This window comes from Ruegeria sp. C8 (assembly GCF_056537565.1).
The window spans coordinates 40678-53280 of record NZ_JBQFRV010000004.1; the positions used below are offsets into that span (position 1 = coordinate 40678).

The 12603-nt window shown below is 59.0% G+C and carries 12 protein-coding genes; 4 read left to right on the top strand and 8 right to left on the bottom strand.

Features of this window, described 5'->3' with window-relative positions; translation table 11 throughout:
- Positions 1–90: 90 nt before the first annotated feature.
- A complete protein-coding gene (locus ACR0KL_RS07115; protein ID WP_480554784.1) occupies positions 91–468 on the bottom strand; it encodes a DUF6497 family protein in 378 nt (125 codons plus the stop codon).
- 213 nt (positions 469–681) lie between these two features.
- A complete protein-coding gene (locus tag ACR0KL_RS07120; protein ID WP_170471793.1) occupies positions 682–2214 on the bottom strand; it encodes an acyl-CoA carboxylase subunit beta in 1533 nt (510 codons plus the stop codon).
- A gap of 181 nt (positions 2215–2395) precedes the next feature.
- Between ACR0KL_RS07120 and ACR0KL_RS07125 the strand changes: the two genes are divergently transcribed.
- Complete coding sequence (locus ACR0KL_RS07125; protein WP_170677198.1) at positions 2396–3601, top strand: multidrug effflux MFS transporter; 1206 nt, start codon at positions 2396–2398, stop codon at positions 3599–3601.
- A 66-nt stretch (positions 3602–3667) separates the two neighbouring features.
- Entirely contained in the window at positions 3668–5068 is a 1401-nt protein-coding gene (locus ACR0KL_RS07130) for a helix-turn-helix domain-containing protein (protein WP_170378023.1), read from the top strand.
- Between the two features lie 56 nt (positions 5069–5124).
- Here ACR0KL_RS07130 and ACR0KL_RS07135 read toward each other — a convergent pair whose 3' ends face one another.
- The 6 genes from ACR0KL_RS07135 to ACR0KL_RS07160 form a co-directional block, all read right to left on the bottom strand.
- The gene (locus tag ACR0KL_RS07135) at positions 5125–5364 is read right to left on the bottom strand and encodes an HP1242/YdcH family protein (RefSeq protein WP_170639396.1); all 240 of its coding nucleotides are present in this window, start codon (positions 5362–5364) and stop codon (positions 5125–5127) included.
- Positions 5365–5443: 79 nt separating this feature from the next.
- Positions 5444–7102, bottom strand: a complete 1659-nt coding sequence (gene betA, locus ACR0KL_RS07140; RefSeq protein ID WP_170639395.1) for a choline dehydrogenase — start codon at positions 7100–7102, stop codon at positions 5444–5446.
- Positions 7103–7184: 82 nt separating this feature from the next.
- Positions 7185–8693 carry a choline-sulfatase gene (gene betC, locus ACR0KL_RS07145; protein WP_480776824.1) on the bottom strand — a complete coding sequence of 503 codons (1509 nt, stop codon included), beginning with the start codon at positions 8691–8693 and terminating at the stop codon, positions 7185–7187.
- Positions 8690–9262 (bottom strand): choline-binding transcriptional repressor BetI, encoded by a 573-nt coding sequence (gene betI, locus ACR0KL_RS07150; RefSeq protein WP_170378015.1) that lies wholly within the window; start codon positions 9260–9262, stop codon positions 8690–8692. The genes betC and betI overlap by 4 nt, the downstream gene beginning before the upstream one ends.
- Positions 9263–9349: 87 nt before the next feature.
- The gene (locus ACR0KL_RS07155; protein ID WP_170691254.1) at positions 9350–10258 is read right to left on the bottom strand and encodes a DMT family transporter; all 909 of its coding nucleotides are present in this window, start codon (positions 10256–10258) and stop codon (positions 9350–9352) included.
- Positions 10259–10298: 40 nt separating this feature from the next.
- Positions 10299–10898 (bottom strand): LysE/ArgO family amino acid transporter, encoded by a 600-nt coding sequence (locus ACR0KL_RS07160; protein ID WP_170677190.1) that lies wholly within the window; start codon positions 10896–10898, stop codon positions 10299–10301.
- 86 nt (positions 10899–10984) lie between these two features.
- Here ACR0KL_RS07160 and ACR0KL_RS07165 point away from each other — a divergent pair, with 86 nt between their 5' ends.
- Positions 10985–11902, top strand: coding sequence for a LysR family transcriptional regulator ArgP (locus tag ACR0KL_RS07165; protein WP_170677189.1), 918 nt, complete (start codon positions 10985–10987; stop codon positions 11900–11902).
- A 4-nt stretch (positions 11903–11906) separates the two neighbouring features.
- Positions 11907–12596 (top strand): nitroreductase family protein, encoded by a 690-nt coding sequence (locus tag ACR0KL_RS07170; protein WP_480776825.1) that lies wholly within the window; start codon positions 11907–11909, stop codon positions 12594–12596.
- Positions 12597–12603: the final 7 nt, after the last annotated feature.

A 12603-nucleotide genomic window follows, 5' to 3' on the forward strand; every position in this document is an offset into this window, starting at 1 on the left:
CGCACCCGAAAGGGGAAAAAGTCATAGCGCGCACCTCCAAAGCCGCATCCGTTGTCTGAGATGCTCTGCTTTCATGACGACAAATCATGGTCAGAGCCCCTCCCAGATACACCGGGACTGCTCCAGCCGGTAGGCTTCGAAAAACTGAGTTGCATCGGGGGCGGCATCGCCGAATTGGATCGGGCGGTCGGACAGTGAAATTACCACCAGGGCCGGGTCCAAATCATGCTGGGCGACATAGGCAACCGCCAGCGTCTGGCACAGATGCTCCATATCGTTTGAGGCCACGTCGTACCCGATCCGCCCCACCGTCGCGCCGATCTTTGGGGCGATGAACCGGAACCGCACCCACAGCTCTCCCGGGTTGTTGTCCAACAGAACGTCGCTCAGATGCACGGGTTGGCCTGAAGGCACGGGCAGAGAGGTTTCGGCCACTGAAATGCTTGGCAGAGACAGGATACTAAACATCAGACCCAAGGCGCGACCCCGGACCCGCCAATGGCAGGCTCCTCCTTCCGGGATCGCGCGCGCAGTGCTATGTGCCCGCGCGGTTCTATGTCTGATGGATCGGATCATTCGACGATTTTTCGCTCGTTGTCAATTCTGCCTTGAATTCGGGCAAACCGCGGCGGAGTACCGCAATTTTCGGCGGATTTGGGTGGGTCGCCCCACCCCGCACACTCAGAGAGGGATGTTGTCGTGCTTTTTCCACGGGTTTTTCAACTGCTTGCCGCGCAGGCTGGCAAAAGCCCGTGAGACACGACGGCGCGTTGATTGCGGCATGATCACCTCATCCACAAAGCCGCGTTCAGCCGCCACAAACGGGTTGGCGAAACGGTCTTCATAGTCGGAGACATGCTGCGCGGTCTTCTCAGCGTCGCCGAGGTCAGCGCGGTGGATGATCTCGGTCGCGCCTTTCGCACCCATCACCGCGATCTCAGCCGTGGGCCACGCATAGTTGAAATCGCCACGGAGATGCTTCGAGGCCATCACAACATAAGCGCCACCATAGGCCTTACGGGTAATCACGGTCACTTTCGGTACGGTCGCCTCACCGTACGCATAAAGCAGCTTGGCACCATGCTTGATCACGCCGCTATATTCTTGCTGCGTCCCAGGCAAGAAGCCGGGCACGTCCACCAGCGTCAGAATCGGGATCTCGAAACAGTCGCAGAAGCGCACAAAACGCGCCGCCTTGCGTGAGCTGTCGATATCCAGACACCCAGCCAGAACCATGGGCTGGTTCGCCACAACACCCACAGTCTGTCCTTCCAGACGGATGAAGCCAGTGACGATGTTCTTGGCGAAGTCTTCCTGAATCTCGTAGAAATCGCCTTCATCCGCAATCTTCGTGATCAGCTCCTTCATGTCGTACGGTGTGTTTGGATTGTCCGGTACCAATGTATCCAATGAGGTTTCGACACGGTTGGGATCGTCAAAGAAAGGCCGAACCGGAGGTTTTTCCTGGTTGTTGAGCGGCAGGAAGTCGACCAGTCGGCGCACCTCGGCCAAAGCTTCGACATCGTTTTCAAAAGCGCCATCCGCGACCGAGGACTTTTTGGTATGCGTTGAAGCCCCACCCAGTTCCTCAGCTGTAACGACCTCATTCGTGACGGTCTTCACCACGTCCGGGCCGGTGACGAACATGTAGGATGAGTCCTTCACCATGAAGATAAAGTCCGTCATCGCCGGGCTGTATACCGCGCCACCCGCACAGGGGCCCATGATCACGCTGATCTGAGGTACCACGCCGGACGCGGTGATGTTGCGTTGGAACACTTCGGCATAACCCGCGAGCGAGGCGACGCCTTCCTGGATTCGCGCACCACCCGAGTCGTTGATCCCGATGATCGGCGCGCCGTTCTGCACGGCCATATCCATGATCTTGCAGATCTTCTGGGCGTGCGTTTCCGACAGCGAACCACCAAACACGGTGAAATCCTGGCTGAACACATAGACCATACGGCCATTTATCGTGCCCCAGCCGGTGACCACACCATCCCCGGCAGGCTTTTGTTTTTCCATCCCGAATTCGGTGCAACGGTGGCTGACGAACATGTCGAATTCTTCAAAACTGCCTTCGTCCAGCAGCAGCTCGATCCGCTCGCGCGCGGTCAGCTTGCCCCGCCCATGCTGCGCGTCGATCCGTTTTTGCCCACCACCCAGACGGGCCGCGTTGCGGCGTTCTTCAAGCTCGGAAAGGATGTCTTTCATGGCGATAGTCCCCTGTGAAATCTGACCGGACCCTACAGTTAGCTACCCTTCAGCCAAAGGTATTTTCGGCAAATTTGCAAAGTTTTGAAAATCTCGTTTGCTCAAACTGTAAATTTGCGAATTTCTACCAACAGCATCAAGCGTCTGGCCTTTGCCTACTCAACAGCTATACAAGCGAACCATGCAGTTCAGAACGTCGTCGGCTTATCGCACACCACCCACAATCGGCACTTTGGTTCTTCTCTCGGGACTGTCGGCGCTGAGCATGAATCTATTCCTGCCAAGCCTGCCGAACATGGCCCTACATTTCGACACGCATTACAAGGTCATGCAACTGTCGATCGCCCTTTATCTGCTGGTAAACGCGGTCCTGCAGATCATCATCGGGCCAATTGCAGACAAGGCGGGACGACGCCCGGTTTTGCTTTGGGGACTCGCACTCTTTCTGCTGGCGACACTTGGCTGCATCTATGCACCGACAGCCGAGGTGTTCCTACTTTTCCGCATGTGTCAAGCGGTCGTGGTGGTCGGGATGGTCCTCAGCCGGGCCGCGGTTCGCGACATGTATGATCAGGATCAGGCGGCCTCGATGATCGGATACGTCACCATGGGAATGGCCGTAGTCCCGATGATTGGCCCGGCCATAGGCGGGTTACTGGAAGAGAGCTTTGGCTGGAAAGCCAATTTCTGGCTGCCCTTCGCTTTGGGCGCCCTGACCCTTGCCTTGACCTATGTCGATTTCGGGGAAACCTCAGCCAAAAGCGGTAAAACCCTGCTGCAGCAATTTCGCGAATACCCTGAACTGCTCATGTCTCCCCGGTTCTGGGGCTACTCCCTCTCCTCTGCGTGCTCGTCCGGCGCGTTCTTTGCCTATCTGGGCGGCGCACCCTTCATCGGAACCGAAGTCTTTGGCATGAGCGCGGCCGAAGTCGGTATCTATTTCGGCGCACCCGCGTTGGGCTATTTTTTGGGGAACTTCTTCAGCGGGCGGTATTCGGTCAGGTTCGGCATCAACCGCATGGTACTTTGGGGAACCTGGCTGAACGCCGCCGGCGTCGCCCTGTCTGCCGCTTTGTTCCTGACAGGCTTCGGAACAGCGCTCAGTTTTTTCGGCTTCATGACGTTCGTCGGATTGGGCAATGGGATGACGATCCCAAACGCAACATCCGGTGCCCTGTCCGTTCGACCACATCTGGCCGCCACCGCCTCGGGCCTCAGCGGCGCAATCATGCTGGGCGGAGGAGCAGGCCTGAGCGCACTGGCAGGGGCGCTACTGACCGTCGAAACAGGCGCAATGCCCCTGCTCTGGCTCATGCTGGTCACGGCGATCCTTGCCATCGCAGCGATCTGCTCGGTCATTTGGCGCGAACGGCAATTGGGCCTCTAAGACGCCTTGCCCAAGAGGGTTTGCAAAGTTAACGTGCCGGAATAGAAAAGTTGCAAAGGCACTTCCATGGCCACCCAAAAACTCTATGCCGGCGCCAAACTGCGCGAAATGCGCACGCGCTTGACGCTGACCCAGAAGGAATTTGCCACAAAACTGGGTGTTTCCCTGCCCTACCTGAACCAGATGGAAAACAACAACCGGCCGATCTCGACCACCGTTGTTCTGGCGTTGGCGCAGGAGTTCGGCATGGACGTGACCGAGCTAAGTACGGGCGATAGCGAGCGGCTGGTCTCGGATATGCGTGAGGCGCTGGCCGATCCGGTCTTTGCCGACGATATCCCCCCACTAGCTGATCTGCGCCTAACCGCCTCAAACGCCCCAGCTCTTGCCCGTGCTTTTATCGAGTTGCACCGAAGCTATCGCCAAACCCACGAACGCCTCGCCTCACTAGACGAAGCGCTAGGCCGCGAAGACTCCCGCACCCAAGCCAGCCCATGGGAGGAAGTTCGCGACTTCTTCCACTATTGCGACAACTACATCGACGCGGTTGACCGCGCCGCCGAACTGTTTGCCAAACGCGCCGACGGCCCGGGCGGCATCCGTCAGGCCGCGCTGCAAAGCCTGGAAGAACGCGGCATTCAAGTGATCTTCTCAGACATCAACCCGTTGCGCAGCTACGACAAGGAAAGCAGAACCCTGCGCCTGTCCTCGCGCGCTGCACCGCAAACGCAGGTCTTTCAACTGCTGCTTCAGGTTGCCCTCATCAGTCAGGACAAGCTGTTAGAGGCCACGCTCGATTTCGCCAAATTCCAGAGTGAAGAGGCCCGCGCCATCGCCAAAATCGGCCTTGCCAACTACTTCGCGGGCGCGTCCCTGATGCCCTACAGCGCATTTCTGGCCGCCGCCCAAGAGGACCGGCATGATCTGGAAATGCTGAGCAACCGCTTTGGCGCCTCAATCGAACAGGTCGCGCACCGCCTGTCCACTTTGCAGCGGCCCGGCGCAAAAGGCATCCCGTTCTTCTTCGTCCGCGTAGATCAGGCCGGAACGATTACCAAGCGCCACTCGGCCACGCGGCTGCAATTTGCCCGCTTTGGCGGTGCCTGCCCGTTGTGGAACGTCCACCGCGCCTTTGAAACTCCGGGGCATTTCCTGCGGCAACTGGCGGAAACGCCCGATGGTGTCCGCTACATTTCGCTGGCGAGGGATGTTTCAAAACCCGGCGGCTCATTCGGTGCGCCGGTGCGTCGCTATGCCATTGCATTGGGCTGCGAAACCCGCCACGCCGAAGCATTGGTCTATGCAGATAATCTGGATATCAACAACGCCAGCGCCTACGAACCGATCGGCATTTCCTGCCGCATCTGTGAGCGCGCAAATTGCCACCAACGCTCGGTTCCGCCACTGGAACGGCGCTTGGCCATCGACACTCATACCCGAGGCACACTGCCCTATGAGGTCACTTGATCGTCATCTGGCCAAAATATCCCGGGGGTGCGGGGGCAGAGCCCCCGCTGTTGGCGTTAAACCTTGGACACGATCGCCCAGATTTCATCCTTAAGCGCGGCGCGTTTCTTACGCATCTCGCCCTCGGCCAGTTCTTCCACCGGCTCGATATTGGTTTCGGCGCGGTGAACGCGGCGGTTAATCTCGTGATACTCGTCAGCCAGCCGCGCAAAATGAGCGTCCGTCTGCTTGAGCTGGCTCATCACCTCAACTTTGTCCGGAAACTCTTCGGCCAGTTCATGCGGGGTGTGGGACATTCCTGTTCGCTCCTGAATAAATGTCGTTGCGATTCAGGTTTATCGGATGTCACCCCACCCCACTTTGACGCGGATCAAATCAGCGCTGCGCCACCTCCCATTGCGGGTGAATCCACGGGCGGTCATTGGCCTTCGGCAGCGCGTCCTTGCCCAGTATGTGATCCGACATCTTCTCACCCACCATGATCGACGGCGCGTTGAGGTTACCATTGGTGATCTGCGGGAAGATCGAGCTGTCCGCCACGCGCAAACCATCCACACCGATGACACGACCTTCGGGGTCGACCACGGCGTTCTTGTCATCCGCGCGCCCCATCCGGCAGGTGCCACAGGGGTGATAGGCGCTCTCGGCATGCTCTGCGATGAAGGCATTCAGCTCCTCATCCGTCTGCACCGAAGCGCCGGGCTGGATCTCTTTGCCCGCATAAGGTTTGAAGGCGTCCTGACCAAAGATCTCACGGGTGAGGCGGATGCATTTGCGGAAGTCTTCCCAGTCTTTTTCGTGGCTCATGTAGTTGAACCGGATCACCGGCGCGTCTTCAGCCTTGTTCGACCGCAAAGTCACAGCCCCACGCGACGGAGACCGCATCGGCCCCACATGCGCCTGGAACCCGTGCCCCTCGGCCGCGGCCTGACCGTCATAGCGCACTGCAATTGGCAGGAAGTGGTACTGGATGTCGGGGTATTCCACACCCGGGTTCGACCGGATGAACGCCGCGCTCTCGAACTGGTTCGAGGCCCCAAGACCGGTTTTGGTGAACAGCCACTGCGCGCCAATCAGACCTTTGCTGAACAGGTTCCAGTGCTTGTACAGCGTGATCGGCTGCAACGAGGCCTGCTGGATATACAACTCCAGATGGTCCTGCAGGTTTGCGCCCACGCCGGGGCGGTCGGCGATCACGTCAATGCCGTGCTCTGCCAGATGTGATGCCGAACCGATCCCCGAGAGCATCAGCAGTTTGGGCGAATTGATCGACGAAGCGGCCAGAATAACCTCACGCCGGGCACGAATGACCTCTTTCTTGCCGCCACGCACCAGTTCTACACCAACTGCGCGACCCTCTTCCATCACAACGCGCGACGCCAAACCTTTGACAAGGTCGCAGTTGGGACGTTTCAGAGCAGGTCGCAGATAAGCATTTGCAGCTGACCAGCGCCGTCCTTTCCAGACGGTCTGCTCCATCGGGCCAAAACCCTCCTGCTTCTCGCCGTTATAGTCGCCCGTGACTTCATAGCCCGCTTGCTGTCCAGCATCGACGAAGGCTTGGAACAACGGGTTTTTGCGCGGACCGCGTGACACATGCAGTGGACCATCCTTGCCCCGCCATTCCGGGTCACCGCCATGGCCGCCATCATGCCAGTTTTCCATGCGTTTGTAGTAAGGCAGCACATCCGCATAGGACCAGCCATCCGCCCCCATATCCGCCCAAGTGTCAAAATCCCGCGCGTGGCCGCGCACATAAACCATCCCATTGATCGAGGAAGACCCACCGATCACCTTGCCACGCGGACAGGCCATCCGGCGGTTGTTCATGTTGGGTTCGGGTTCCGAGCTGAATCCCCAGTCATAAAGCGACATGTTCATCGGGTAACTCAGCGCCGCGGGCATCTGAATAAATGGCCCGGCATCCGTGCCCCCATGTTCGATCACCAGAACCGAGGCCCCGGCCTCACTCAGGCGATAGGCCATCGCACAGCCGGCAGAGCCAGCACCCACAATGACAAAATCTGCTTCCATTTCACGTCTCCATAGATCCGCCGTGAGAGGTTTCGAAACCTGCTCTGCCTCCGGCGGGCGTATTTTCAAAAAGAAGAAGAGGTCACTCGCCGCGCGGGAACCGCTGGCTTTCCTCGACGATATTCAGGTCCATGTGGTTGCGCATGTAGCGCTCGGATGCCTTTTGCAGCGGCTGGTAGTCCCACGGGTAGTACCCACCCTGCCGCAACGCCTCGTAGACAACCCAGCGGCGCGCCTGGCTGGCGCGGACATCCGCATCAAACCGGTCCAGATCCCAGCGCGCCTCGGACTTGGCGCGCAGGGTTTGCAAGGTTCCGGCATGCGCGGGATCATCGGCGAGGTTGTTCTGTTCATGCGGGTCGGCCTCAAGATCAAACAGCTGATCGGGATCCAGCGCGCACCGATTGTATTTCCACTTGCCATAGCGCAACGAGACCAGCGGCGCATAAGAGGCCTCGGCCGCGTATTCCATCGCTACAGGGGCTGTCCGCTCCTGCCCTTTGGCCAGAGGCACGAGGTCTTCGCCATCCGTCCATGGGGCAATCTCGGCCATATCAACACCGGCCAGCGCGCCCAGCGTCGGGGTCACGTCGATGGTCGACACAGGTGTTTCGATCAGGCCTGCAGGCAAATCCGGCGCCGAGATCATCAACGGCACGCGCGACGAGCCCTCGAAGAACGTCATCTTGAACCACAAGCCACGTTCACCCAGCATGTCGCCATGGTCCGAGACAAACATGATGATCGCCTCTTGGCGTGTCGTCTCCAGCACTTCGATGATCTCACCGATCTTGTCATCCAGGTACGAGATATTGGCGAAATACGCGCGGCGCGACTTGCGGATATCTTCTTCGGTGATGTCGAAGCTGCGCCAGTCGTTGGCGTCGAAAATACGCTTGGAATGCGGGTCCTGATTGTCATAGCCAAGATCAGAGATCTCGGGTAGCAGATGCTCGCAATCCTCATAGAGATCCCAGTACTTGCGACGCGCAACATAGGGGTCGTGAGGGTGCGTAAAGCTCACGGTCATAGCCCAGGGACGGTCGTCATTTCCGCGCGCGAGATCATAGAGCTTGGCCTTTGCGTGATAGGCGACCTCGTCGTCATACTCCATCTGGTTCGAGATTTCCGCCACACCCGCACCGGTGACGGAACCCATGTTGTGATACCACCAGTCGATCCGCTCACCCGGTTTACGGTAATCCGGAGTCCAGCCGAAATCAGCGGGGTAGATATCGGTGGTCAGGCGGTCTTCGAACCCGTGCAACTGGTCGGGACCAACAAAATGCATCTTACCCGACAGGCAAGTGTAGTAACCCGCGCGGCGCAGATGGTGTGCATAGGTCGGGATGTCGCTGCGGAACTCGGCCGCGTTATCGTAAACCCCTGTGCGTGAGGGCAACTGACCCGACATGAAGCTCGCCCGTCCCGGTGCGCAAAGCGGTGAGGCCGTATAGGCATTGGCAAAACGGGTCGAGCGTTCGGCCAGTTTCTTCAGGTTCGGCGCATGCAACCAGTCGGCCGGACCGTCGGGAAACAAGGTGCCGTTCAGCTGATCCACCATCAGGATCAGAATGTTTGGTTTTGTCATTTTTCGCCCTCGAGCAGAGTATTCAGGACGCGCAAGGCGTGATTGGCAGCCAGCTGAGGTTCTTCCGGGGCGCTCAGCGCCGAGTGGATATACAGCCCGTCGATCAAGGCAATCATGGTCTCGGCCGCGTTGATCGGTTCGGCAATTTGGGGGCGCAGCGCATGGATCAGGTTCGAGCGGATGCGCGCCTGATAGACCTTCCACAGCCGCAGGGCATCATCGTTTGTCTGCGCGAGGACATAGAATGTCATCCACGCGGCAATCACGTCCGGGGTGAAGCATGAATGGGCGAAACAGGCGCGGATGATGGCTTGCGCCCGTTGGTCAGGGGCTGCGGCGGCCAGCTCGGTCCGGGCTTCCTTGCCGAAATCCGTCAGGATTTGCCGCATGGCGGCCAGAAAGATCTGATCCTTACCGCCAAAATAATGGTGCGCCAGCGCGCTGGACATGCCCGCGCGTTTGGCGATCTGGCTGACGGTCACATCCAGAGATTTCTGTACGCCCAATTCGGCAATCGTCGCACGAACGATCGCATCACGGCGTATAGGCTCCATTCCGACTTTTGGCATCGCGTCCCCCTGGGCAACAGGATTTCCCGACGACGCTAGGCGCTTTTTATTGACTCGTCAATCAATCTCGTTTTCGGACGCATGTTTTCATGCTTTGGGTGCAAAAGCCGATGGTGTCACATCGCGTTTGTTCAGCACCGCTTCGCGCCAGGAAATGAAGCTGACGGCGGTCAGGATCAGCGTACCGCCAGCCACGACCCAGATGTCAACGCTTTCGTGGAACACCAAGGCTCCGACAGTCGTCGCCCAGATAAGCTGCAGGAAGGTGACCGGCTGGGTCACCGCAACCGGCGCGGCCTGCAGCGCTAGCGTCATGAAATAGTGCCCTGCCGTTGCAAAGCTTGCGACCAGAAACAGCACCCCAATGTCCCGCAGAGTAGGCGGCGACCAGACCGCGATTGCAAAGGGGATCAAGGCCAGCGTCACCCAGATCGACAGATGGGCCACCACGACCGAGGGCGGGATATCCCGCACCAGCAGTTTGGCCAGCAGGTAGGACCCACCCAGCGTCAGCGCTGTTCCCAGCATGGCGAGATGCCCGCTGGAAACTTCGCGAAATCCGGGGCGCAGAATGATCAACACGCCGATCAAGGCGACCAGAATGGCGGCCAATCGGCGAAAGGCCAGCTTCTCACCCAGAAATAGGGCCGCGCCCAGCGTGACATAGACCGGGGTCATGTAGTTCATGGCCGTCACCTCGGCCAAAGGAATGCGGGTCATCGCGTAGAACCACAGCATGACCGCTACCCCGTGGATGACCCCTCTTAGCCCGAATAATGAGAGATCGCGCTTGCTCAACCGCGTTGCCAGGATCGACCGCAGAGCAGGCAACAGAAACACCAACCCAAGAACGTAGCGCAAAAACGCAGCCTGAATCGGGTCCATAGTCGAGCCGAGTGATTTCACCAGCGCCGTCATCACCACAAAGGCCAGACCCGCAGCGAACATCCAGAACATTCCCACTACGGGGCGCGAAGGGGCGGAAGCTGTTGTCATGGTCCCGGTTGAACACCGAATTTACCGGTAGAACAACCCTTCACATGACAAGTAACTTCCACGCAATTCCCAGCATCACAATCCCAATCAGCGCGTCCAGCACCTGCCATGCGCGTGGGCGCGCGAAAAACGGCGACAATATCCTGGCCCCGTAGCCCAGCGTGAAGAAGAAAACAAAGCTTGAGGTCACGGCCCCAATGGCAAAGCTGAACCGGTCCTCATACTGGGCCGAAATCGAGCCGATCAGCACCACGGTATCCAGATAGACATGCGGATTCAGCCAGGTGAAGGCCAGCACGGTCAGCATCGCCGACCGCAGGCTTGTGCGTTGGCTCTCGCCCATTTCCATCGCCGCCCCGCCCTGCCAGGCTGACCGAAGGCTGCGTAATCCGTACCATGTAAGAAACGCGGCGCCGCCAAAGCGCATGACAGTCTCGAACCACGGCGCGGCCTGTGCCAGCGTGCCAAATCCTGCAATCCCGGCGGAAATCAAAATCGCGTCCGATACGGCGCAAGTCAGGCACAGGATAAACACATGCTCGCGCCGCAGACCCTGCCGTAGGATGAACGCATTCTGCGCACCAATGGCCAGAATCAGGCTGAAGCTAAGGACAAAACCAGCGATGAGGGGCGCTGACATGAAACCTCCTGTCGTTTGAAGGTTTGACTAGCGGCTTCGCCTCGGCCTATCAAATTAAAGATACTGAACAAGATTAAATCTGACTAATGTTCATCGATCCACATCACCTGGACGCGCTGGCCGCGATTCTGCGGCACGGGAGCTTTGACGCGGCGGCCTCTGAGCTGTCCGTTACGCCCTCGGCAATTTCCCAGCGGATCAAAGCGTTGGAGGATCGCATCGGCACCAGCCTGATCAATCGCGGCTCTCCCTGCACCGCCACGCCTGCCGGGCTGCGGATTGCCAAACATGCCGAGGATATCGGACTGCTGGAGTCCCAACTTGCACGCGAATTGACCTTGGAGAGCGGCCCCGGTCCGGCGCGGGTGCGCATCGCCCTTCCGGCAGATGTTCTGGCTGCGTGGTTCATCGATGTGATGACGCAGGTGCCGGACCTGTTGTTCGATCTCGTGATCGACGATCAGGAGCATTCGGCAGACTGGCTGCGCCGTGGCGAGGTCAGTGCTGCAATCACCGTCGGAGGGCAACCTGTCACCGGATGTGATTCCCATGCCCTTGGCGCGATGCGGTATCTCGCGACGACCAGCCCGGAATTTACCAAGCGCTGGTTCAGCGCGGGATTGACCGCACGATCGCTGGCAAAAGCGCCCTGCCTTGTATTCAACCGCAAGGACAGCCTTCAGAGGGTCTGGATGGCGGCCCAAACCGGGCAGCGACTCTCACCGCCTTCGCATTTCGTCCCCTCATCCCATGGGTTTGTCGATGCCGCTATTGCTGGATTGGGTTGGGGCATGAACCCCGAGCCCCTGGTGCGCGACGCTTTGCAGGATGGCAGGCTTTGCGAAGTCGCGCCCGATGCGCCTTTGGACGTACCCCTCAATTGGCAGGTTGGTCGCGTTTTGGCCTCGGCTCTGACCCCCTTGACCAAAGCCGTAAAACGGGGCGCTGCAAAGGCCTTGATCCCGGATGCCGACCGCCAGATAAAGAGCAAAAATCCGGAGTAAGACCATGTTCTCACGCGATGCGCTCAGCTATGATCCGATACCCCTGCCCCATCGAAGCGAGATGAGCGATGCCGAGATGCAGCAGGCCGCTCAGGCATTCTACGACAAGATGCGCCAGCGCCATACCATCCGAGATTTCATCGACCGCCCCGTTGATCGCCAAGTGATTGAGGCCTGCTTGCGGACCGCAGGCACCGCGCCATCCGGGGCCAACCACCAGCCATGGCATTTTGCCGCCATCGCTGACCCGGCTTTGAAACAGCGCATCCGGGAAGAGGCCGAGGAAGAAGAGCGTCGCTTCTATGCTGGCGGCGCAGGGGACGAGTGGATCAAAGCGCTTGAGCCCATCGGAACCAACGCAGTCAAAGAACACCTGACCATTGCCCCTTGGCTGATCGTGGTTTTCGCCCAGCGCTGGGGTGAGTTCGAAGATGGCACGCGGTACAAAAACTACTACGTCCCCGAAAGCGTCAACATCGCAACGGGCTTTCTTTTGGCCGCCCTACATCACGCCGGGCTTTCGACGCTGACGCACACGCCGAACCCGATGAAGTTCCTGAATGACGCGCTGGGACGGCCGGCATCGGAAAAGCCCACAATGATTATCGCCGTTGGTCACCCATCAGAGGCCGCGACTGTCCCCTCCGTTGCCAAGATGAAGAAACCTCTGGACGAGATTTCGTCGTTCTTCTGATTGGGCC

Coding starts and splice junctions, on each gene's coding strand:
- ACR0KL_RS07115 (WP_480554784.1), bottom strand. CDS start 468: ATGTTTAGTATCCTGTCTCTGCCAAGCATTTCAGTGGCCGAAACCTCT.
- ACR0KL_RS07120 (WP_170471793.1), bottom strand. CDS start 2,214: ATGAAAGACATCCTTTCCGAGCTTGAAGAACGCCGCAACGCGGCCCGT.
- ACR0KL_RS07125 (WP_170677198.1), top strand. CDS start 2,396: ATGCAGTTCAGAACGTCGTCGGCTTATCGCACACCACCCACAATCGGC.
- ACR0KL_RS07130 (WP_170378023.1), top strand. CDS start 3,668: ATGGCCACCCAAAAACTCTATGCCGGCGCCAAACTGCGCGAAATGCGC.
- ACR0KL_RS07135 (WP_170639396.1), bottom strand. CDS start 5,364: ATGTCCCACACCCCGCATGAACTGGCCGAAGAGTTTCCGGACAAAGTT.
- betA (WP_170639395.1), bottom strand. CDS start 7,102: ATGGAAGCAGATTTTGTCATTGTGGGTGCTGGCTCTGCCGGCTGTGCG.
- betC (WP_480776824.1), bottom strand. CDS start 8,693: ATGACAAAACCAAACATTCTGATCCTGATGGTGGATCAGCTGAACGGC.
- betI (WP_170378015.1), bottom strand. CDS start 9,262: ATGCCAAAAGTCGGAATGGAGCCTATACGCCGTGATGCGATCGTTCGT.
- ACR0KL_RS07155 (WP_170691254.1), bottom strand. CDS start 10,258: ATGACAACAGCTTCCGCCCCTTCGCGCCCCGTAGTGGGAATGTTCTGG.
- ACR0KL_RS07160 (WP_170677190.1), bottom strand. CDS start 10,898: ATGTCAGCGCCCCTCATCGCTGGTTTTGTCCTTAGCTTCAGCCTGATT.
- ACR0KL_RS07165 (WP_170677189.1), top strand. CDS start 10,985: ATGTTCATCGATCCACATCACCTGGACGCGCTGGCCGCGATTCTGCGG.
- ACR0KL_RS07170 (WP_480776825.1), top strand. CDS start 11,907: ATGTTCTCACGCGATGCGCTCAGCTATGATCCGATACCCCTGCCCCAT.